This is a genomic window from Streptococcus sp. SCPM-O-B-15277 (M60) (assembly GCF_058200335.1).
In genome coordinates this window covers 77,225-99,825 of record NZ_JBYQGR010000002.1, presented here as the reverse complement: position 1 = coordinate 99,825, position 22,601 = coordinate 77,225, and the positions used below count along the sequence as shown (strand labels likewise).

Below are 22,601 nucleotides of genomic sequence, written 5' to 3'. Positions count from 1 at the left end.
TTATCTCATTTTTCTTAGATTACGATTAATTCTTTTGGAGCAAGGGTTAATAACTCACAACCTGTATCTGTAATCAAGATATCATCTTCAATACGAACTCCGTATTTACCTTCAATATAAATACCAGGTTCATCAGTCAAGACCATACCAGTTTTGATAACTTCTTTGGAAGTTTGGCTAAAGTAAGGTTCTTCGTGGATATCAAGTCCGATACCGTGTCCGATACCGTGTGTAAAGTATTGTCCATAGCCTGCTTCCACAATGATATCACGAGGGATTTTGTCAAAGTCACGGAAACCTAAGCCATCCTTAGCTTGGTCAATCAATGCTTGGTTAGCCTTTAAAACAGTGTTGTAGATTTCTGCTTGTTCGTCGCTGATATGGCCTAGGTAGATGGTACGAGTCATATCACTCACATAATGCTCATAAAGGCACCCAAAGTCCATAGTGATAGCTTCGCCTAGTTCTACTGGCTTGTGCATTGGGTGGGCATGGGGTTTAGAAGAGTTGATGCCACTCGCTAAGATTGTGTCAAAAGACAAACCTGCCGCTCCCAGCTCACGCATACGGAAATCAAGGAAGTTGGCAATTTCAATTTCAGTCTTCCCTGGCTTGATAAAGTCAAGGGCATCGTGGAAAGCTTGGTCAGAAATAGAACAAGCCTTGCGAATCGTCGCAATCTCTGTTTCATCCTTAATCATGCGAAGCGCTTCAACAAACTGAGTTTGTGGAACTAGTTCCAAACCTTCAAAAGCGGCTTTCATACGGTGGTAATAAGAAACCGAGATTTCATCTTCAAACCCGATACGAGAAAGACCCATGTCTTTAGTAATTTTTGCGATAGTAGCCAACTCGTCACGTTCTGCAAAAATCTCAAAACCAGTAACTTCCTGCTTAGCAGCGATAATATAGCGGGCATCTGTCACCAAGACCTGACGGTCACGACTGATAAAGACTGTTCCATTTGAACCCCAAAATCCTGTCAAATAGTAGACATTTTTAAGGTTATTGATAATGATTCCATCTAGTTCTTTTTCTTGCATTTTATCGAGAAATGCTTGCACACGTTTATTCATGATGTAACTTTCCTTTCAAATACTGTCCTGTATAGCTAGCTTCATTGGCCGCTACTTCTTCTGGGGTTCCTGTTGCAATGATGGTACCACCACCAACACCACCTTCTGGTCCTAAGTCGATAATATGGTCTGCTGTCTTGATGACATCTAGATTGTGCTCAATCACGAGAACTGTATTGCCATCATCGACAAAGCGAGACAAAACAGTAAGTAGACGAGCGATATCCTCGGTATGGAGACCTGTTGTTGGTTCGTCTAAGATATAGAAAGACTTGCCTGTCGAACGCTTGTGGAGCTCGCTAGCCAGCTTCATACGCTGCGCTTCTCCACCAGAAAGAGTTGTGGCAGGTTGTCCCAAGGTCACATAGCCTAGACCTACATCCTTGATCGTCTGGAGTTTGCGTTGAATTTTCGGAATGTGTTTGAAAAATTCCACCGCATCGTTGACGGTCATATCCAAGACTTGCGAGATATTCTTTTCCTTGTAGTGAACTTCCAGGGTTTCGCTATTGTAACGAGTTCCATGGCAGACTTCACAAGCTACGTATACATCTGGCAAGAAGTGCATTTCAATCTTGATAATACCATCACCCGAGCAGGCCTCACAGCGACCGCCCTTGACATTAAAACTAAAACGACCCTTCTTATAGCCACGAATCTTGGCTTCATTTGTCTGAGCGAAGAGGTCACGAATATCGTCAAATACACCTGTATAGGTAGCAGGGTTAGACCTCGGTGTTCGTCCAATTGGACTCTGGTCAATGTCTATCAGACGATCGATATGCTCAATCCCTGAGATAGTCTTAAACTTTCCAGGTTTATCTGAATTGCGATTAAGCTTTTGAGCAATGGCTTTTTTGAGGATGCTGTTAATAAGTGTCGACTTCCCTGAGCCAGAGACCCCTGTCACCGCAATGAATTTCCCGAGTGGGAAGCGAGCAGTGATATTTTGTAGATTGTTTTCACGCGCTCCAGTCACCTCAATAAAGCGACCATTTCCTACACGGCGTTCTGACGGCACTGGAATGGCACGTTTCCCTGACAGATATTGCCCTGTAATGGATTTGCTGTTGCGAGCCACTTGCTTGGGCGTTCCTGCAGCAACAATTTCTCCACCAAAGACACCCGCTCCAGGACCGACGTCAATCAGATAATCAGCTTCTCGCATGGTATCTTCATCGTGTTCTACCACGATCAAGGTGTTCCCCAAATCACGCATCTTTTTCAGACTGGCAATTAAACGGTCATTGTCCCTCTGGTGAAGACCTATAGACGGCTCATCAAGGATATAGAGAACTCCTGAGAGGTTGGAACCAATCTGGGTCGCCAAGCGAATACGTTGACTCTCCCCACCTGATAATGTTCCTGCAGAACGGGATAACGTTAAATAGTTAAGGCCCACGTTATTGAGGAAAGTCAAGCGATCCTTGATTTCCTTAAGAATCGGACGAGCGATGATGGCTTCATTTTCAGATAGCCTCAACTGATCAATAGCTTCTAAGTGGTCTGCAATGGAGAGGTCTGAAATTTCTCCGATATGAGGACCTTTCTCTCCTCCTACACGAACAGATAAGGCCTGATTATTGAGACGATAACCGTGACAAGTACCACATGTTAGCTCATTCATATAGAGACGCATCTGTGTACGAGTGTAGTCGCTATTTGTTTCATGATAGCGACGCTTGATATTACCAATAACACCTTCAAAAGGAATGTCGATGTCACGAACTCCACCGAATTCATTCTCATAGTGGAAATGGAATTCTTTCCCATCTGAACCATTGAAAATGAGGTGTTTATCTGTCTCAGACAAGTCCTCAAAAGGCGTATCCATATCCACTCCAAAGGCTGTCATGGCTTGTTCCAGCATATTTGGATAATAGTTAGAAGAGATAGGGTTCCAAGGCGCTAAGGCTCCCTCGCGAAGAGTCTTGCTAGCATCTGGCACTACTAAGTCCGTATCAACCTCTAGCTTGATCCCCAAACCATCACACTCACTACATGAACCAAATGGTGCATTGAAGGAGAAGAGACGTGGTTCTAACTCTGGAACCGTAAATCCACATACTGGACAAGCATAGTGTTCTGAAAAGAGCAACTCTGAATCATCCATGGTATCGATAACGACATAGCCTTCAGCGATACGAAGAGCTGCTTCGATGGAGTCAAAGAGACGACTACGGATACCTTCCTTGATGATGATACGGTCTACCACCACGTCAATATTGTGTTGTTTATTCTTTTCGAGTTCAGGAACTTCGGTCACATCGTAAACAACTCCATCGACACGGACACGGACGTAACCATCCTTTTGAATCTTTTCGATCAGCGTCTTATGCTGCCCTTTTTTCTTACGAATAACAGGAGCCAAAATCTGCAGACGCTGGCGTTCAGGTAATTCCAAGACCTTGTCTACAATCTGCTCTACAGACGAAGCCTTGATAGCCCCATGTCCATTGATACAGTAGGGTGTCCCTACACGTGCATAGAGAAGACGTAGATAATCGTTGATTTCCGTCGTTGTCCCAACCGTCGAACGAGGATTTTTACTGGTCGTTTTCTGGTCAATGGAAATGGCAGGGCTGAGACCATCGATAGAGTCCACATCTGGCTTTTCCATATTGCCCAAAAACTGACGAGCGTAGGCTGACAGACTTTCGACGTAGCGACGTTGCCCTTCTGCATAAAGGGTATCAAAGGCTAAACTAGACTTTCCAGATCCAGATAGTCCCGTCACCACAACTAGCTTGTCTCGTGGAATTTCCACATCAATATTTTTTAAATTATGGGCGCGTGCCCCATGGATGACAATCTTATCTTGCATATTACTTCTTTCTAGTCCATTGTTGCTTTCCATTATACCAAAAAAAGTGAAATTCTATTACCAAAAAAGCCGATTTTGTAGTATAATAGTACGGTGCTAAAAATCACTGAAACACGGATTAGATTAGGAAAGGATAGGAGATATGAAGCAAGTCTTTCTCTCAACTACAACTGAATTTAAAGAGATCGATACGCTCCAGCCGGGCACTTGGATCAATCTCGTCAATCCTACTCAAAGCGAATCGATGGAAATCGCCTCTGCCTTTGATATTGATATAGCTGACCTCCGTGCACCACTCGATGCGGAAGAGATGTCTCGTATTACTATCGAAGATGAGTACACCTTGATTATCGTGGACGTCCCAATCACAGAAGAAAGAAATAATCAAACCTACTATGTGACTATTCCCTTGGGGATTATTATCACAGAAGAGGCTATCATCACCACCTGCTTGGAGCCTCTCCCACTTCTTGATGTCTTTATCAATCGTAGACTTCGGAATTTCTATACCTTCATGCGTTCACGCTTTATCTTTCAAATCCTCTACCGCAACGCTGAAATTTATCTGACAGCCCTTCGTTCAATTGAGCGTAAGAGTGAGCAAATCGAAACCCAACTTCACAAATCTACTCGAAATGAAGAATTGATTGAACTCATGGAGTTGGAAAAGACCATCGTCTACTTCAAGGCCTCTCTTAAGACAAACGAGCGCGTGATTAAAAAATTGACCAGCGCAACGAGCAATATTAAGAAATACCTTGAAGACGAGGACTTACTCGAAGACACCTTGATTGAAACGCAACAGGCCATCGAGATGGCGGATATCTATGGAAACGTCCTTCACTCTATGACAGAGACCTTTGCCTCTATCATTTCAAACAACCAGAACAATATCATGAAAACCTTGGCCCTCGTGACCATCGTTATGTCTATCCCGACCATGATTTTCTCAGCCTACGGAATGAACTTTAAGGATAATGAAATTCCTTTAAACGGAGAACCGCATGCTTTCTGGCTCATCGTCTTTATCGCCTTTGCTATGAGTGTTTCTCTCACTCTTTACCTCATCCATAAAAAATGGTTCTAAACAGGAGTTATTATGTCACAGATTGATTTAAAAGAATTAACAAAGAAAAACCAGGAATTTATCCATATTGCAACCCAGCAATTTCTCAAGGACGGAAAAACAGATGCTGAAATCAAGGCTATCCTTGAAGAAGTCATTCCTCATATCCTTGAAGAACAACCAAAGGGAGTGACAGCACGTTCTATCTACGGAGCACCAACTCACTGGGCTCATAGTTTCAGCGAAAAAGAGCAGTACGAAAAAGAACATCCAAAAGAAAACGACGATCCAAAATTGATGATGTTAGATTCAGCTCTTTTCATCACAGGATTATTTGCAGTAGTTAGCGCCTTGATGAGTTTCTTCTCAAACCAACCTGTGGCCTACGGATTGGTAACACTTATCAGTGTAGGGGCCTTTGGTGGAGTTGCCTTTTACCTGCTCTATCACTTCATCTACCGCTACTACGGACCAGATACTGACCGTAGCCAACGCCCACCATTCTGGAAATCACTTTTGGTCATGCTAGCAACCATGTTTGCCTGGGTCTTCATCCTCTTCTTGAGTAACTTCCTTCCACAAGCCATCAATATCAGCTTACCTCCTCTTGTTTTATTGGTTATCGGAGGAGCTCTCCTTGCCCTACGTTTCTACCTCAAAAAACGTTTCAACATCAAGAGCGCAAGTGCTGGACCTGCTAGATATTAAGATAAACAATAAAAGTAGTGTGTTTTACAGACAGACTACTTTTATTATGGCTCCAAAGCTTTTTTTTATTCTCCAAAGAAAAGTAGCTACATTTTCTAAAAACGTTCTAATGTAAAGTCTTTCCTTAGAATCCCGAGGTTTTGTCCTTGAATTCAAGTTGTTTTTCTGTTATACTAATAAAATAATAAGGAGAAATATATATGACTAAACAGAGAATTAATCAAATTGTCGGTTCAATTGGTGCCTTTATCGGGATTATTGTATTTATAGCCTATATCCCCCAAATTTTTGCTAATTTACAAGGAAATAAAGCTCAACCATTTCAACCTTTATCAGCAGCAGTCTCTTGCTTAATCTGGGTTATTTATGGATGGACAAAAGAGCCTAAGAAAGACTGGATTCTAATCATTCCAAACTCGGCTGGGGTTATCCTTGGCGGACTGACCTTCCTTACTGCTCTATAAGAATGCAACTACTATAAAAAGCAACCACATCGAGCGGTTGCTTTTTTACTACTTTCTTGATCTAAAAGTCTTCTTCTGACTCTAATTCTTGTTGTTTTCCCTCATCTTTTGTGATACAATAGCATCAATTTTTTTCTAGGAGGATAGTATATGACTTCTACTATTGGTATTATAAGTTTATCTAGTGGGACTATGGGTGAAGACTTTGTCAAGCACGAAGTGGACTTGGGTATTCAACGTCTCAAGGACCTCGGACTCAATCCTATCTTTTTACCTCATTCGCTAAAAGGCTTAGATTTTATCAAAGAACATCCTGAAGCTCGTGCAGAGGATTTGATTCATGCCTTTTCTGGTGATAGCATCGACATGATCCTATGCGCCATTGGCGGAAACGATACCTATCGCTTGCTACCTTATCTTTTTGAAAATGACCAACTACAAAAGGTTATCAAACCAAAGATTTTTCTCGGTTTCTCGGATACGACCATGAACCATCTCATGTTGCATAAACTAGGCATCAAGACTTTTTACGGCCAATCATTTTTAGCAGACATTTGTGAGTTAGACAAAGAAATGTTGCCATATAGCCTCCACTACTTCAAAGAATTGATTGAGACGGGAAGAATCTCAGAAATTCGACCTAGTGACGTTTGGTATGAGGAACGGACTGATTTTAGTCCCAAAGCCTTGGGAACACCTCGTGTCAGCCATGCAAATACAGGTTTTGACTTGTTACAAGGTAATGCTCAGTTTGAAGGAGAAATCCTCGGTGGTTGTCTTGAGTCTCTCTATGATATTTTTGACAACTCTCTACACGCAGATAGCACAGACCTCTGCCAAAAATACAAACTTTTCCCTGACTTATCCGACTGGGAAGGAAAGATTCTATTGCTAGAAACAAGTCAAGAAAAGCCTGAACCTGATGATTTTAAAAAAATGTTGCAGGCTTTAAAAGAAACTGGGATATTTGAGGTCGTCAGTGGACTCTTGGTCGGGAAACCTATGGATGAAACCTTCTATGACGACTATAAGGAAGCACTACTGGACATCATTGACAGTAATATCCCGATTGTCTATAATCTGAATGTCGGCCATGCGACACCAAGAGCCATTGTGCCCTTTGGCGTTCACGCTTATGTGAATGCACAGGAGCAAGTCATTCGCTTTGACTATAACAAAGAAAGAGAGTGGGACAGAAATTGGTAATTCGTTAGAATTCGATTTCGTCATCCCACCTCCGCACAGTTGAGTAGGGCTGTAAAAGCTGATGAAATCAGCGTAGTAGAGCCCACTCAACCACTGCGTCTTGCTCGACAATCCATAGACAATTGAGAGGCTAGGACTTTTGTCCCAGCCTCTTTTTCTCATTATCGTTACTAGCATTTTCATCATATACTACCGATGGCTAAAATAATAAAGGAGAGGCTATTGCCTAACATGTGAACAAGTAAGGGATAGTAGATATTCTCCTTTTCTTTCACATAAATAATAGAAAAGGCAAGGCCACCACCTAGGTATCCGACTGCACCGACCCACTCTGATAAAGACAAACTGTGCATATGAGTAAGTGAAAAGGCAAGACCGACCAAAAAGACACTCAGCCAAGTTGGTAGACTTTTCCTTAAATATCTCAATAAAATTTGACGGAAAAAGAGCTCTTCCACTAAAGGGCCTATGACACAGGCAAAAACCGCTATCAGTAGTGGTTGTTCTTTAAAGGCAGTTTGTATATTAGCCTCGTTTAGTCCCTGTCCGCTTAATCCCAACATCTGTCTCAACATTTCCGATAGGAGCCCAAAGAGAATGGTTAAAATGAAAAGCAAGGCCCAGCCTTTTAAAACCCCAAAGATAAATTTCCTTTTAGAAGTTCTAACCTCTTCCCACTTTTGGAGCAATAGTGACTTAAATAAGAAGCAACCATACACAAACATGATGGTATAGAGTAAATAAGTCCCTGCAGAAGAAGGCAATGGAGCATCAAATACTCGTATGCCATCAAACACAAAGAGAACTGTATAGAGGAACCCAAAAATCAGAACTCCCTTATATTTGGTAGACATCATTTAAGACCCTTCCATTCACAATCATTCTCATGGTCATCAACCAAACCTGCAGCTTGTAGAAATGACAAAACTGCAACAGGACCCGTAAACTTAAAACCACGTTTTTTGAGATCCTTGGATAATTTCTCAGATAAAGGCGTCTTAGCTGGTGCTTGACGGTAATCTGGAACATCATTGACAATGGTTTTCCCATCTACAAAAGACCAAAGATAGGCATCAAAAGAGCCAAATTCTGCCTGGACTTGTAAAAAGGCTTGAGCATTGGCCCGTGTCGCAAATATCTTGGCACGATTGCGGATGATGGCTGGATTGTCTAACAAAGCTTCCAGCTCCTCATCCGCCATGTCTGCAACATCTTGAAGGTGGTAGCTATGAAAAGCCTCATGGAAAGCCTGCCGTTTATTGAGCACCGTCTCCCAAGAAAGTCCCGCCTGATAGGTTTCCAGACAGAGCAACTCAAAAAGAGCCTGGTCATCATGTAGGGGTTGACCCCATTCCTCATCGTGGTAGGCTATATATAGCGGGTTATTCATTTTAACCCAGCCACAACGTTTTGGCATAGAAATCTCCTATTTCACCAACATCTTAAGGGCAGATTTGATGTAGTTTTCAGCTGTATCAGAAGTTCCTTCAAAGAATTTCTTGATCTTTTTAAGCTCAGTCGCCTTGTAGCCCAAGGCCAACATGGCTTCCATAGCTTCTTCCAATTCTTGGTTATCACTGCTAGATGGAGCGGCAACCTTAGCAGGAAGGTCATCACCGGCCACAACCACCTTACCTTCTAGGTCCAAGACCATCTGTTGGGCTGTTTTCTTCCCGATTTTTGGAAATTTGGTCAAGTAGGTAATGTTCTTGGTCTCGATGGCTTGAACGAGACCTGCATTGTCATCTGCTGCGATAATAGCAAGAGCAGAAACAGGGCCAATGCCTGACACCGAAATCAAGCTGAGAAAGAGTTTTTTCTCGTCTTCTGAACGAAAGCCGTAAAGGAGATGAGCGTCTTCGCGAACAACTTGATGCACATAGATTTGCGCTTCTTGATTGACTTGTCCTGAGTAAGCATAAGGATTGGCTACGTGTAAGATATAGCCGATCCCGTTAGCTTCTAGAACGATGTATTTAGCAGTAATTTTGGTAATGATACCTTTTAGATATTCGTACATAATTTTCCCTTCAATTTATACTCAATGAAAATCAAAGAGTAAACTAGGAAGCTAACCGTAGGCATAACTTAAGTTAGACAAGGTAAGGCTGACGCAGTTTAAAGAGATTTTCGAAGAGTATTAGTATTTTCCTAGCTCTCTGAGGCTAGTATGATTTTCCTGAATGCGACGGAACATCTTTTCCATATCTGACTTGGTAAAGTGGACCAAAACAGGACGTCCGTGGGGACAGTTGTATGGATTGTCACATTGGGAGAGTTGGTAGAGGAGTTGTCTAGCAGAGTGATCATCAATACGATGGTTGGCCTTGATGGACCGCTTGCAGGACATCATAATGGCTAGCTCTGCTCGATATTTCTTTATCGAAACTTCCTTGGTCAAGAGGAGCATGTCGCACATTTCATAGATCCCAGACTCGATTTCCTCCTCTGCCATCCAAATGGGATGTTCGCGCAAGATAAATTGATTCTCCCCGTACTCTGCTAGAAAGACGCCAACTTCCTCTAAGAGAGGCTTTCTTTCCTTGAGACGAAGGGCATCATCCGCAGGAAATTCAAAGATATAGGGCACTAGGAGTTGCTGCTGGCTCTGGTCAACATTGCCAATGCTCTCACGGTACTCCTCATACTTAACCCGTTCCTGAGCCGCGTGCTGATCTATGATGTAGAGCCCATCTCGACCTTGGGCAAAGAGATAGGTTCCATGCATCTGACCGAAAAATTCCAACTCTGGGAAGCTTGAAGATTCTTCCCGCTCCAACTTATCATAAGCCTTATCTAAACTAGCCATATCTAACTCTGGATGATCCAGTTGGTCATAGCTGGCAGGCTTTCTCTCTGCAAAATGCAGTTTGGCTGGCTTAGTCAGCTGATCCAAGGTTTCCTTAGCAAATAAGTTCAAATCCTGTCTGTCTTCTGTCAGGTTTACTTGATGGTCTGCTACCTCAGCTTGAGTCGGTCTTGTCGGTTCATTTTTTTCATAGTAGAGCGTATTTTCTCTCAGCGGCAAAGTCGTTTGCTCTACTTTTTCACGATTGCGAACGGTAGATTTGGCAAGATTTTCCAAGGCGTCTGGAATCAAAGTCTGTTCCTTGAGACTCTTTGCGATAGCTTCTGAAACTAGCGCCATCAGCTCTCTTTCCTTGGAAATTCGTACCTCTTGCTTGGTTGGATGCACATTGACATCTGCTAGATAAGGATCGATATGAATGTGAATAACGGCTAGTGGAAAACGCCCCACCATGAGCTTGCTCCCGTAACCATCTAAAATGGCACGATTGAGCAAGAAGTTTTTGATATAACGACCATTTATAAAAAGACTAATATAGTTACGATTAGCACGTGTCAACTCCGGCAATGAAACAAAACCTGAAATTTCAAAGTCTAGGTCAGAATTCTCAATTTCAACCATCTTTTTGGCACTGGCTAAACCATAAATCCCAGCAATGGCTTGACGCAGTTGACCCGTACCAGCTGTTCGTGTCATCTCCTTGCCATCGCTAATCAGGCTAAAGGAAATCTCAGGATGGGCTAGCCCCAAACGGTTGACAATATCAATGATGTGAGACAACTCCGCCTGCTGGCTCTTCATATACTTGAGACGAGCTGGTGTGTTGAAAAAAAGATCCTCCACACAAACCTTGGTCCCCACAGGACTGGTCGCAGGGATGATTTCTTCAACTTCTCCCCCACGAGCAACTAACTTGGTTCCGTGACTTGCTCCATCCACTGCTGTCAAAAGAGTCAGCACACTAACAGATGCGATAGAAGGCAAAGCTTCACCACGAAAACCGAGGGTCCGAATCCGAAAGAGATCCGCTTGATTTTTAATCTTACTGGTCGCATGACGGCGGAGAGCTAACTCGACTTCATCGTGGGCAATCCCGTGACCATTATCGGTGATTTGGATCTTCTTAAGTCCAGCTTCTTCAATCTCAACGATAATCTGGCTTGAGCCAGCGTCGATAGCATTTTCAACCAACTCTTTAACTACGCTCGCAGGACGTTCAATAACTTCTCCTGCTGCAATCTGGTTGGCCAAGACTTCTGGCAATTCAATAATATGAGACATCTTTCAGCCCCTTTCTTAACGATTTTTATCTATTTCTCTGAAAATAAGCTAGTGCTATTATACCATATTTCATTCGTTTCCAAAAAAGTCCAAGCAGCAACTTTCTTCCCGATTTTACTAGGTTATTTGCCAAGTTTGTGGTAAAATAGGTAGAAACAATATTTTAAAAAGGAGAAAAGACACATGCACATTTTTGATGAGCTAAAAGAGCGTGGTTTGATTTTTCAAACGACTGATGAAGAAGCTTTGCTCAAAGCCCTAGAAGAAGGTCAAGTTTCTTATTATACTGGCTACGATCCAACTGCTGACAGCCTTCACCTAGGTCACCTTGTCGCAATCTTGACAAGTCGTCGTTTGCAGTTAGCAGGTCACAAACCTTATGCGCTCGTTGGCGGTGCTACAGGTCTCATCGGAGATCCGTCCTTCAAAGATGCTGAGCGTAGTCTCCAAACAAAAGACACAGTGGATGGCTGGGTCAAGTCTATCCAAGGACAACTTTCTCGCTTTCTTGACTTTGAAAATGGTGAAAATAAAGCTGTCATGGTCAACAACTACGACTGGTTTGGCAGCATCAGCTTCATTGATTTCCTCCGTGATATCGGAAAATACTTCACTGTCAACTACATGATGAGCAAGGAGTCTGTGAAGAAACGCATTGAAACAGGGATTTCTTACACTGAGTTTGCCTACCAAATCATGCAGGGATATGACTTCTTCGTTCTTAACCAAGAGCACAATGTAACCCTTCAAATCGGTGGTTCTGACCAGTGGGGAAATATGACTGCCGGTACAGAGTTGCTTCGTCGTAAGGCTGATAAGACAGGTCACGTCATCACTGTTCCACTCATCACAGACGCAACTGGTAAGAAATTTGGTAAATCAGAAGGAAATGCAGTTTGGCTCAACCCTGAAAAGACTTCTCCATACGAAATGTACCAATTCTGGATGAATGTCATGGACGCTGACGCTGTTCGCTTCTTGAAAATCTTTACTTTCTTGTCACTTGACGAGATTGAAGACATCCGTAAACAATTTGAAGCGGCGCCACACGAACGCTTGGCTCAAAAAGTCTTGGCTCGTGAAGTCGTTACACTTGTTCACGGAGAAGAAGCCTACAAAGAAGCTCTTAACATCACTGAGCAACTCTTTGCAGGGAATATCAAAAACCTTTCTGTCAAAGAACTCAAACAAGGACTTCGTGGTGTGCCAAACTACCAAGTACAAGCAGACGAAAACCACAACATCGTTGAACTCCTTGTATCTTCTGGTGTGGTTAACTCAAAACGTCAAGCCCGTGAAGATATTCAAAATGGAGCTATCTATATCAACGGCGACCGCATCCAAGACCTTGACTATGTCTTGAGTGATGCTGATAAGTTAGAGAACGAACTGACTGTTATCCGCCGTGGTAAGAAAAAATACTTTGTTTTGACTTATTAAGAAAGTAAAACCACGAAGTTAATACGAAACTTCGTGGTTTTCTTATATACTTTTCCCTAGAATTATGTAAGGTCACTCCCCAGCTAAAAAGTTATTACAGCCATTCTTTTCCCCATTGATTTAAATCCTTTAAAATCGGCATCAGTGATTTACCTTTTTCTGTTAGCTGATATTCTGTATGGAGTGGCATAGTCTCAAAATCAAATTTCTCAACCAATTGGTTCTCTATTAAAACATCTAGTCCACGTGTTAGACTGATAGTTGTAATCCCTTCAACTTCTCTTCTCAATTGATTGAAGCGGACTTTCTTATGCTTGTTTATAACCCATAATATATTCATCCTCCATTTTCCACCAACCACATCTAAGACACGAGACATACTACAGTTCCAATTTTTATTTGTTAACATTTTTTCTCCTTACAAAAATGTGCCTACTACACAACTTATTTATAAAGTATTATAATCTTTTTATCATTTATTTTAAAGGAGTTATTTATGTTTATTATAAACCTTACCTATATTGAGCCACTTGAGGCAGTTGAAAAATATTTACAAGAACACATAAATTTTCTGAACCATTATTATGCAGAAGGTTTGTTTATTGCATCTGGTAGAAAAAATCCAAGAACTGGAGGAATTATTCTTATGCAAGGTAAGAATAAGGAAGTTGTCCAAGAAATCATCATGCAAGACCCATTCTACAAAAATAAGATTGCCCAATATGATATTATTGAATTTGAGGCAAGTAAATATTGTCTTGAATTGAAAACTATACTAACCAATCAATTCTATGGAAGTAAATAAATTTGATAAATTAGTGCAATTAAAGGAATTCAAATTCGCCAGATTGTTTGCTATATAGAAGCTCTTTTGTTACACTACTATTATGAATACAAACCTCAAACCCAAACTCCAGCGCTTTGCTTCTGCTAGTGCCTTTGCCTGCCCTATCTGCCAAGAAAATCTGACCTTGGTAGAGTCTAGTCTCAAGTGTGAACATCGCCATTCTTTTGACCTAGCAAAATTCGGCTATGTCAATTTGGCTCCTCAAATCAAGCAATCTGCCAACTACGACAAGGAAAACTTTCAGAACCGCCAGCAAATCCTAGAAGCTGGATTTTACCAGGCTATCTTAGAAACCATCTCGGACTTACTAGCAACGAAGCTATCCGCAAAAACTGTCTTGGACATCGGTTGTGGCGAAGGTTTCTACTCTCGCAAACTCCAAGAAAGTCACTCTGATAAAACCTTTTATGCCTTTGACATTTCAAAAGACTCGGTCCAAATCGCTGCCAAGAGCGAGCCCAACTGGGCGGTCAACTGGTTCGTTGGTGACCTGGCTCGCCTTCCTATAAAAGACGCTAGCATGGATATCCTACTTGATATCTTCTCGCCTGCCAACTACGGAGAATTCCGACGAGTCTTATCAAAGGACGGCATCTTAATCAAGATCATCCCAACTGAAAATCACCTTAAAGAAATCCGTCAAATGATACAGGACCAGCTGACAAAAAAGGGCTACTCTAACCAAGATATCAAGGAACATTTTCAAGAACACTTCAGCATCCAATCGAGTCAGATAGCTTCCCTGACCAAGCCCATCACCGCAGAGCAACGCCAAGCCCTGCTCAGTATGACTCCCCTACTCTTTCACGTTGACCAGACTAAGATTGACTGGAGTCAACTGACAGAAATTACCATCGAAGCAGAGATTCTTGTTGGGAAGACAATGCAATTAAATCCAATAAAATAAAAACGCATCTATTCAAGATGCGTTTTTTGTTTCATTTTAGTTCAAGTGCCAGATATCTTCGTTGTACTGAGCGATTGTACGGTCAGATGAGAAGAATCCTGCTTTAGCAATGTTGACGATGACTTTATCCAACCATGCGTCACGGTTTTCGTAATCAGCAAGCATTTGCTCTTTCACTTTGATGTAGTCTTCCAAGTCAAGAAGAGTCATGAACCAGTCTTTGTTGATCAATTCGTTGTAAAGACGTTCCAAACGTTCTTTCTTACCAACTGCAAGAACAGCGTCGCTCACGATAAAGTCAACCAATGGTTTGATCGCTTTACGAGCGTAGAATTCGCTTGATTTGTAAGCTTCTTTTGCGTAAAGGTCGATAACAGTTTCTGAATCTTCACCGAAGATGTAGATATTTTCGTCTCCAACCAACTCAGCGATTTCCACGTTTGCTCCGTCCATAGTACCAAGAGTCAAAGCTCCGTTCAACATGAATTTCATGTTACCAGTACCTGATGCTTCTTTAGAAGCAAGTGAGATTTGTTCTGAGATGTCACATGCTGGGATCAAGAAGCTTGCTGCAGTAACGTTGTAGTTTTCAACCATGACAACTTGCAAGTGTGGAGCTACTGCTGGGTCGTTTGCAATCACTTCTGACAAGCAAAGGATCAAGTGGATGATGTCTTGAGCTATTGTGTAGGCAGGAGCTGCTTTACCACCAAAGAATACTGTGATTGGACGAGCAGGGATGTTCCCAGCCTTGATGTCAAGGTATTTATGAATCACATACAATGCGTTCATTTGTTGGCGTTTGTACTCGTGAAGACGTTTGATTTGGATATCAAAGATAGAGTTTGTATTGATTTCCACACCTTGGTGTTCTTTCAAGTGACGAGCCAATTTACGTTTGTTGTGAGCTTTGATGCTTTCCAATTTTTCTTTGACAGCAGCCTTGTCTTCATATGAGAGAAGGTCTTCCAACTTAGAAGCATCGTGGTGCCAATCGCGTCCAAGAATCTCATCCAAGTAGTGAGACAAGCTTGGGTTGGCATGCATGAGCCAACGGCGGAATGTGATACCGTTTGTTTTGTTGTTGAATTTTTCTGGGTAGATGTCGTAGAAAGCTTTCAACTCAGAGTTCTTCAAGATTTCAGTGTGGAGTGCTGCTACCCCGTTAACACTGTATCCGTAGTGGATATCCATGTGAGCCATGTGTACACGGTCGTTTTCATCAATGATTTGAACAGCTGGGTCTTTGTATTCTGCTTTCACACGACGATCCAATTCTTTGATGATTGGTACCAAGTGAGGAACCACTTCTTCCAAGAATTCAAGAGGCCATTTTTCAAGGGCTTCCGCAAGAATTGTGTGGTTGGTATAAGCTGTCATGTTGCGAACGATAGAGATTGCCTCATCAAGTTCGATACCACGTTCAGTCAAAAGACGGATCAACTCAGGAATCACCATTGATGGGTGAGTATCGTTGATTTGTACAACTGCGTAGTCAGCAAGGTCGTGCAAGTTGCTTCCTTTTTCGATTGCTTCGTCGATGATCAATTGAGCACCGTTTGAAACCATGAAGTATTGTTGGAAAATACGGAGCAATTCACCTTGACGGTCACTATCATCTGGGTAAAGGAAAAGAGTCAAGTTGCGAGCGATGTCTGTCTTGTCAAAGTTGATACCATCTTTGATGATTGAAGAATCAACTGAGTCCAAATCAAACAAACGCAAACGGTTTTTAGTAGCTGTTTTGTAACCAGGTACATCGATATCGTAAAGAGTAGATGTCAATGTAAAGTGTGCAAATGGCACTTGGTAGCTACGGCTTGAACGAACCAACCAGTTTTGGTCAGTCAACCAAGCGTTAGGAATGGTTTCTTGTTGGTTGTTTTTAAGAACTTGTTGGAAAAGACCGAAGTGGTAGTTCAAACCAACCCCATCACCGTTCAAACCAAGTGTAGCGATTGAGTCGATAAAGCAGGCTGCCAAACGTCCCAAACCACCATTACCAAGTGATGGCTCCAATTCTACTTCTTCGATTTCGATCAACTCTTTACCTGCGTCAGCAAGTTCTTTCTTAACTTCGTCATAAAGACCAAGGTTAATCAAGTTGTTAGACAGGAGTTTACCGATCAAGAACTCAGCTGAGATATAGTAAACTTTTTTCTTGCCAGTGTTGACTGGTTTTTGGCTACTTGCAAGCTTGCTGTAGTTAAGAAGAGCAAGGTAAAGCTCTTCGTTACTACATTCTGCGATCGATTTATTGTAACGATTTTGTACAAATTCTTTTAATGGTAACATTTTTGTATCTCCTGATAATGTCTTATTTCTTTAATTCTACCAAATTTTTATTAATTCTGCGATAAATTGTAGTCAGATCAAGCAAAGTTTCTTCGACAGCAGGAGTTAGTTGATCTGCTGTCATACGCCATGACCAGTTTCCACCAAGAGTAGATGGGAAGTTCATACGAGCTGAACCATCCAATTCTAGCAAGTCTTGCATAGTTGCAATAGCCATGAAGCTAACGGATGAAAATACTGTGCGAAGCATTGCGTGTGGCACTGTTTCATACTCTTTACGGTTCGTGTAACGAGCCATGTACTCACGAGTTGGATCATCAATCTCATCACGGTACCAACCTAGAACAGTGTTATTATCGTGTGTTCCTGTATACATGACAGAGTTATTTGGCGCCAAGTGAGGGCTGTCAATACTTTCGTGCTCTGGGTTGAAGGCAAATTGAAGGACTTTCATTCCTGGGAAGCCAGTGCGTTCACGTAGTTCAATAACTTCGTCAGTCATGAATCCAAGGTCTTCTGCGATGATGTTCAAATCACCAAGTTCCTCTTTAACCGCTGCAAAGAGTTTGTAATCAGGTCCTTTCACCCATTTACCAGGTGCCGCTGTTTCAGAACCAGCAGGGATTTCCCAGTAAGACTCGAAACCGCGGAAGTGGTCGATACGAACGATATCGTAGATTTTAAAGCTTTCACGCAAGCGTTCAATCCACCATTTGTAACCATCTTTGTCCATTGCTTCCCAGTCATAGATTGGGTTCCCCCAAAGTTGACCATCTGCAGAGAACTCATCTGGAGGGCATCCTGCAATGTGAGTCGCTTTTCCGTTTTCATCTGTTTTAAAGAGATGTGGATTTGCCCACATATCGCTTGAGTCCTCAGCCACGTAGATAGGCATATCTCCGATGATTTCAATGTGGTTTTCGTTAGCATATGCTTTCAATTTCAACCATTGTTGGAAGAAAAGGTATTGCGTTACGCGGTGGTAAACAAGTTTATCTGCTAATTGTTCACGGTAACTTTCAAGAGTTGAGGCTTTGCGAGCACGTGCATCTGCATCTGGCCATTCTGTCCAAGCAAGATTGTCAAAATGCTCTTTGATAGCCATATACTCTGCAAAGAGTTCAAGCCATGATTGGTTTCCCTGAGCAAATTTTTCAAAATCTTTGACATCTCCAACTTCAAGGAAACGTTTGACAGCTTTCTCTAAAAGTGGACGACGTGCATAGTAGATTTTAGCGTAGTCAACTTCAGTTGGATTGCTACCGAAGTCAACTCCCTCAAGATCACTTGCTTCCAAGAGACCTTGCTCAACCAAGATGTCAAGGTCGATAAAATGAGTGTTTCCAGCAAAGGCTGAGAAAGATTGGTAAGGAGAATCTCCATAGCTAGTTGTTCCCAAAGGAAGGATTTGCCAGTAGCGTTGCTTCGTGCGAACCAAGAAGTCAACGAAATCATAGGCGCTTTGACCAAATGATCCGATTCCGTAGGCTCCTGGGAGTGATGAGATGTGCATCAACACACCACTTTGACGTTTTTTCATATTAGCACCTCAAGTGTTTATATTGTTAATTACTTCAATTTTTGCGCAAACGTTTGCGCTACTTTAAGTATAACCCATTTCAAAAAGAAATGCAAGCGTTTTTAAAAAAACTTTTTTTGATTTATTGATATTCTTAAAAATAAAATTTACTATATCCTATTCTCTGACCTTGATAATTTTTTTAAAAAAAGTGCGCAATCGTTTCCATTCTTCTATTTTCCGAACATTTTTCTTGATTTTTTACTTTTTCTTCCTATTATAGAACATTTTATAGCGACATTCCCCCCTTCTGCCGAATTTTAAACTTTTTAAAAATTTTTAAAAAAAGTGCTTGCAACCGTTTTCCGTTTGTGCTATACTATGGTCATAAGGGAAAACGTTTGCGTTTCCTCGAAATTAAAATTTGTTATTCTTTAGGAGGAATACATTATGTCAACTAAATTCATGAAGAGCGCTGCTGTACTTGGTACTGCTACTCTTGCTAGCTTGCTTTTGGTAGCTTGTGGAAGTAAAACTGCTGATAAAGCTGCTGATTCTTCTGCATCAGGAAGTCAAGAAATCACTTTCTACGTTGAAGACCAATATAAAGCATTCGCAGAATCAGCTGCAAAAGCTTACGAAAAAGAATCTGGTGTAAAAGTTACTATTAAAACTGGTGACCAATTAGGTGGACTTGACAACCTTTCACTTGATAACCAATCAGGTAAAGCTGCTGACGTTATGATGGCTCCATACGACCGTGTAGGTAGCCTTGGTACTGACGGACAACTTTCAGAAGTTACTTTGAGCGACGGTGCTAAAACAGACGATACTACTAAATCTCTTGTAACTGTTGGTGGTAAAGTTTACGGTGCTCCTGCTGTTATCGAGTCACTTGTTATGTACTACAATAAAGACTTGATTAAAGAAGCTCCGAAAACATTTGCTGAATTAGAAGAGCTTGCTAAAGATAGCAAATACGCTTTCGCTGGAGAAGACGGAAAAACTACTGCTTTCCTAGCTGACTGGACTAACTTCTACTACGCATACGGACTTCTTGCTGGTAACGGAGCTTACGTATTTGGTGATAACGGTAAAAATCCTAAAGATATCGGTCTTGCTAACGACGGAGCAATCAAAGGTCTCGAATACGCTAAAACTTGGTACGACAAATGGCCTAAAGGTATGCAAGATACTGAAGGTGCTGGAAACTTGATCCAAACTCAATTCCAAGAAGGTAAAACAGCTGCTATCATCGATGGTCCTTGGAAAGCTCAAGCATTCAAAGATGCTAAAGTAAACTACGGTGTTGCAACTATCCCAACTCTTCCAAACGGTAAAAACTACGAAGCCTTTGGTGGAGGTAAAGCTTGGATCATCCCATCAAGCACTAAAAACCTTGAAGGCGCTCAAAAATTTGTAGACTTCCTTGTTTCAACTGAACAACAAAAAGCATTCTACGATGCAACGAACGAAATCCCAGCAAACACTGAAGCTCGTGCTTACGCTGAAGGTAAAAACGATGAGTTGACTACAGCTGTTATCAAACAGTTCAAGAACGCTCAACCAATGCCAAACATCTCACAAATGTCAACAGTTTGGGACCCAGCGAAAACTATGCTCTTTGATACTGTAAGCGGTAAGAAAGATGCGAAAACAGCTGCTAACGATGCTGTAACATTGATTAAGGAAACAATCCAACAAAAATTTGGTAACTAATTGATTTGTTCAAGGGGGGTGGAAGCAAAATCCCCCCTTTGAATTTATAGATATGCTTCTTATCTGATGTACCTATCTTACGAATAAATCCGAGTTTAAACTCGCATCCTATGAAAGGAGTAATCATGGAAAAACAACAGCCTCGCAAAGCAGCCTTGCTGTCAATCATTCCTGGTTTAGGACAAATCTATAACAAGCAAAAAGCTAAAGGTTTTATTTTCCTTGGTGTGACTGTTCTATTTGTTCTGTATTTTCTAACGCTTGCAGCTCCTGAATTGAGTAACTTGATCACACTCGGTACAAAACCGGGCCGTGACAACTCTCTTTTCATGCTGATTCGTGGTGCTTTCCACTCTATTTTTGTAATTGTTTATTTAGCATTTTATATTTTCAACATTAAAGATGCTCACACTATTGCAAAACGTATCAATAACGGTATTCCTGTGGCTCGTACCTTCAAGGATATGATCAAAGGTATTTATGAGAATGGATTCCCATACCTCTTAATCATCCCATCATATGTAGCGATGACATTTGCGATTATCTTCCCTGTTATCGTAACCTTGATGATTGCCTTTACCAACTATGACTTCCAACATTTACCACCAAATAAATTGTTGGACTGGGTTGGATTGACAAACTTCACAAACATCTGGAGCTTGAGTACCTTTCGTTCAGCCTTTGGTTCCGTTCTTTCTTGGACCATTATCTGGGCTTTGTCTGCTTCTACTTTGCAGATTGTTATTGGTATTTTCACTGCTATCATTGCGAACCAACCATTTATCAAGGGTAAACGTATCTTTGGTGTTATCTTCCTTCTTCCTTGGGCAGTACCAGCCTTTATCACTATCTTGACTTTCTCAAATATGTTCAACGATAGTGTTGGTGCTATCAATACTCAAGTAATCCCTCTCTTTGCTAAGGTTCTTCCATTCCTCGATGGAGCACTAATCCCTTGGAAAACAAACCCTACTTGGACTAAGGTTGCCTTGATTATGATGCAAGGATGGCTTGGCTTCCCTTATATTTATGTCTTGACACTCGGTATCCTACAATCTATTCCAAATGACTTGTACGAAGCAGCTTACATTGACGGTGCAAATGCTTGGCAAAAATTCCGCAACATCACTTTCCCAATGATCTTGGCCGTTGCGGCACCTACTTTGATCAGCCAATACACCTTCAACTTTAACAACTTCTCTATTATGTACCTCTTCAATGGCGGAGGTCCTGGTAGTGTAGGTGGTGGAGCTGGTTCAACCGATATCTTGATCTCATGGATTTATCGTTTGACAACTGGTACAGCTCCTCAATACTCTATGGCTGCTGCCGTTACATTGATTATTTCAATCATCGTCATCTCTATTTCTATGATTGCATTCAAGAAACTACACGCATTTGATATGGAGGACGTCTAAGATGAATAACTCAATTAAACTCAAACGTAGACTGACTCAAAGCCTTACTTACCTCTACTTGATTGGTCTTTCAATCGTTATTATCTATCCTCTTTTAATTACGATTATGTCTGCCTTCAAGTCTGGTAACGTCGTAGCCTTTAAACTCGACAGCAATGTCAACTTTAGTTTTGACAACTTCAAAGGACTCTTCACTGAAACCTTGTACGGAACATGGTACCTCAACACTTTGATCATCGCTTTGATCACTATGGTCGTTCAAACAAGTATTATCGTCCTTGCTGGTTATGCCTACAGTCGTTACAATTTCTTTGCTCGTAAACAAAGTTTGGTCTTCTTCTTGATCATCCAAATGGTTCCAACAATGGCCGCTTTGACTGCCTTCTTCGTTATGGCCCTCATGTTGAACGCCCTCAACCATAGCTGGTTCCTCATCTTCCTTTACGTCGGTGGTGGTATCCCGATGAATGCTTGGTTGATGAAAGGTTACTTTGACACCGTGCCAATGTCTCTTGATGAGTCTGCAAAACTTGATGGTGCAGGACACTTCCGCCGCTTCTGGCAAATCGTTCTCCCTCTTGTTCGCCCAATGGTTGCAGTACAAGCACTCTGGGCCTTCATGGGACCTTTCGGAGACTATATCCTCTCTAGTTTCTTGCTTCGTGAAAAAGAATACTTTACAGTTGCCGTTGGTCTACAAACCTTCGTTAACAATGCGAAGAACTTGAAGATCGCCTACTTCTCAGCAGGTGCTATCCTCATCGCTCTTCCAATCTGTACACTTTTCTTCTTCTTGCAAAAGAACTTCGTTTCAGGACTTACAAGCGGTGGCGACAAGGGGTAATATACCCTCGCCACCCTTTTTCATTTTGAACTTGTACATCGATTGTCTGGTGAGAAAGAAGAGCTTGCAGAGATTACCTTGTTAGTTAGTGGACGAATCCTAACAAACATTCACTTTTACCAAGGATTCTACTATCCCCGCTTGAAATAAAAAACATTTCTCTATATAATACTCGATA

At 41.7% G+C, this 22,601-nt stretch carries 19 protein-coding genes; 10 read left to right on the top strand and 9 right to left on the bottom strand.

The genetic code is table 11. From position 1 onward, the window contains the following. Positions 1–14: 14 nt before the first annotated feature. Both AC3E9F_RS03920 and uvrA read right to left on the bottom strand, forming a co-directional pair. Entirely contained in the window at positions 15–1,076 is a 1,062-nt protein-coding gene (locus tag AC3E9F_RS03920; RefSeq protein WP_490672831.1) for a M24 family metallopeptidase, read from the bottom strand. Further along, positions 1,069–3,900, bottom strand: a complete 2,832-nt coding sequence (gene uvrA, locus AC3E9F_RS03915; protein WP_490672830.1) for an excinuclease ABC subunit UvrA — start codon at positions 3,898–3,900, stop codon at positions 1,069–1,071. Before uvrA ends, AC3E9F_RS03920 begins: the two co-directional genes overlap by 8 nt. Positions 3,901–4,042: 142 nt before the next feature. Here uvrA and AC3E9F_RS03910 point away from each other — a divergent pair, with 142 nt between their 5' ends. From AC3E9F_RS03910 to AC3E9F_RS03895, 4 genes are all read left to right on the top strand, one after another. Further along, positions 4,043–4,987 carry a magnesium transporter CorA family protein gene (locus AC3E9F_RS03910; protein ID WP_049508953.1) on the top strand — a complete coding sequence of 315 codons (945 nt, stop codon included), beginning with the start codon at positions 4,043–4,045 and terminating at the stop codon, positions 4,985–4,987. Between the two features lie 12 nt (positions 4,988–4,999). Next, positions 5,000–5,674, top strand: a complete 675-nt coding sequence (locus AC3E9F_RS03905; RefSeq protein ID WP_006146142.1) for a DUF1129 domain-containing protein — start codon at positions 5,000–5,002, stop codon at positions 5,672–5,674. 200 nt (positions 5,675–5,874) lie between these two features. After that, positions 5,875–6,138, top strand: coding sequence for a SemiSWEET family transporter (locus tag AC3E9F_RS03900; protein ID WP_004250486.1), 264 nt, complete (start codon positions 5,875–5,877; stop codon positions 6,136–6,138). A gap of 150 nt (positions 6,139–6,288) precedes the next feature. Next, entirely contained in the window at positions 6,289–7,344 is a 1,056-nt protein-coding gene (locus AC3E9F_RS03895; RefSeq protein WP_490672829.1) for a S66 family peptidase, read from the top strand. A gap of 182 nt (positions 7,345–7,526) precedes the next feature. On the opposite strand, the gene AC3E9F_RS03890 is transcribed toward AC3E9F_RS03895, so the two are convergent. From AC3E9F_RS03890 to mutL, 4 genes are all read right to left on the bottom strand, one after another. Continuing rightward, positions 7,527–8,201: a CPBP family intramembrane glutamic endopeptidase gene (locus AC3E9F_RS03890; RefSeq protein ID WP_490672828.1), complete on the bottom strand. Its 675-nt coding sequence runs from the start codon at positions 8,199–8,201 to the stop codon at positions 7,527–7,529. Beyond that, positions 8,198–8,761 (bottom strand): DNA-3-methyladenine glycosylase I, encoded by a 564-nt coding sequence (locus tag AC3E9F_RS03885; protein WP_490672827.1) that lies wholly within the window; start codon positions 8,759–8,761, stop codon positions 8,198–8,200. Before AC3E9F_RS03885 ends, AC3E9F_RS03890 begins: the two co-directional genes overlap by 4 nt. A gap of 9 nt (positions 8,762–8,770) precedes the next feature. Then, positions 8,771–9,364: a Holliday junction branch migration protein RuvA gene (ruvA, locus tag AC3E9F_RS03880; protein WP_490672826.1), complete on the bottom strand. Its 594-nt coding sequence runs from the start codon at positions 9,362–9,364 to the stop codon at positions 8,771–8,773. Between the two features lie 120 nt (positions 9,365–9,484). Beyond that, entirely contained in the window at positions 9,485–11,434 is a 1,950-nt protein-coding gene (mutL, locus tag AC3E9F_RS03875; protein ID WP_490672825.1) for a DNA mismatch repair endonuclease MutL, read from the bottom strand. Between the two features lie 183 nt (positions 11,435–11,617). Here mutL and tyrS point away from each other — a divergent pair, with 183 nt between their 5' ends. Continuing rightward, complete coding sequence (gene tyrS / locus AC3E9F_RS03870; RefSeq protein ID WP_490672824.1) at positions 11,618–12,874, top strand: tyrosine--tRNA ligase; 1,257 nt, start codon at positions 11,618–11,620, stop codon at positions 12,872–12,874. 94 nt (positions 12,875–12,968) lie between these two features. Here the strand turns inward: tyrS and AC3E9F_RS03865 are convergent, their stop codons facing one another. Continuing rightward, a complete protein-coding gene (locus AC3E9F_RS03865; RefSeq protein ID WP_263394272.1) occupies positions 12,969–13,283 on the bottom strand; it encodes a winged helix-turn-helix transcriptional regulator in 315 nt (104 codons plus the stop codon). An 87-nt stretch (positions 13,284–13,370) separates the two neighbouring features. On the opposite strand from AC3E9F_RS03865, the gene AC3E9F_RS03860 reads away from it, so the two are divergent. Together AC3E9F_RS03860 and AC3E9F_RS03855 are read left to right on the top strand one after the other, a co-directional pair. Then, positions 13,371–13,679 carry a YciI family protein gene (locus tag AC3E9F_RS03860; RefSeq protein ID WP_263394271.1) on the top strand — a complete coding sequence of 103 codons (309 nt, stop codon included), beginning with the start codon at positions 13,371–13,373 and terminating at the stop codon, positions 13,677–13,679. An 82-nt stretch (positions 13,680–13,761) separates the two neighbouring features. Further along, complete coding sequence (locus AC3E9F_RS03855) at positions 13,762–14,628, top strand: putative RNA methyltransferase (protein ID WP_490672823.1); 867 nt, start codon at positions 13,762–13,764, stop codon at positions 14,626–14,628. Positions 14,629–14,664: 36 nt separating this feature from the next. Here the strand turns inward: AC3E9F_RS03855 and glgP are convergent, their stop codons facing one another. Both glgP and malQ read right to left on the bottom strand, forming a co-directional pair. Next, a complete protein-coding gene (gene glgP / locus AC3E9F_RS03850) occupies positions 14,665–16,923 on the bottom strand; it encodes a glycogen/starch/alpha-glucan family phosphorylase (RefSeq protein ID WP_490672822.1) in 2,259 nt (752 codons plus the stop codon). A gap of 22 nt (positions 16,924–16,945) precedes the next feature. Then, positions 16,946–18,463 carry a 4-alpha-glucanotransferase gene (malQ, locus tag AC3E9F_RS03845; RefSeq protein ID WP_490672821.1) on the bottom strand — a complete coding sequence of 506 codons (1,518 nt, stop codon included), beginning with the start codon at positions 18,461–18,463 and terminating at the stop codon, positions 16,946–16,948. Positions 18,464–18,892: 429 nt separating this feature from the next. Here malQ and AC3E9F_RS03840 point away from each other — a divergent pair, with 429 nt between their 5' ends. The 3 genes from AC3E9F_RS03840 to AC3E9F_RS03830 all read left to right on the top strand — a co-directional run bounded on the left by AC3E9F_RS03840 (position 18,893) and on the right by AC3E9F_RS03830 (position 22,423). After that, a complete protein-coding gene (locus AC3E9F_RS03840; protein ID WP_214262600.1) occupies positions 18,893–20,161 on the top strand; it encodes an extracellular solute-binding protein in 1,269 nt (422 codons plus the stop codon). 125 nt (positions 20,162–20,286) lie between these two features. Then, positions 20,287–21,579, top strand: coding sequence for a sugar ABC transporter permease (locus AC3E9F_RS03835; protein ID WP_214262599.1), 1,293 nt, complete (start codon positions 20,287–20,289; stop codon positions 21,577–21,579). A gap of 1 nt (position 21,580) precedes the next feature. Then, positions 21,581–22,423 carry a sugar ABC transporter permease gene (locus tag AC3E9F_RS03830; RefSeq protein ID WP_214262598.1) on the top strand — a complete coding sequence of 281 codons (843 nt, stop codon included), beginning with the start codon at positions 21,581–21,583 and terminating at the stop codon, positions 22,421–22,423. The last annotated feature ends 178 nt before the right edge of the window (positions 22,424–22,601 follow it).